This window comes from Erwinia sp. PME.40.26/001 (genome assembly GCF_055556675.1).
The window spans coordinates 1-240 of the sequence record NZ_JBVHNP010000404.1 but is presented as its reverse complement, the minus strand read 5'-3'; the positions used below and the strand labels follow the sequence as shown (position 1 = coordinate 240).

At 62.9% G+C, this 240-nt stretch carries 1 protein-coding gene; it reads right to left on the bottom strand.

Annotated features, from left to right (window positions below; all coding sequences use genetic code 11):
- A partial coding sequence (locus ACZ3HG_RS24730; protein WP_465335170.1) for a hypothetical protein occupies positions 1-240 on the bottom strand: 240 nt, incomplete at both ends.

The following is a 240-nucleotide window of genomic DNA, read 5'->3' as shown; positions in this document are numbered from 1 at the left end:
CAGATGGAGCTTCATGGCGTCTCCCGGCTGAAACTCAGGCTCCGGGTAAAGGGAAAAAAAACCGACCACTCGTGGCACGCCGGAGCCGTCCAGCGCGCCCAGGGCAAAGCGCCGGGGTTTGGGATCGGCGCGATATTTTTCTCGAAACAGCCCGGCCACGCCGCCTACGCCCATCCGAATCCCTTCCCCGGCTATCAACAGCCCGGCGGAAGTGACTTCAGCAACGGCGCTAATCGGCAC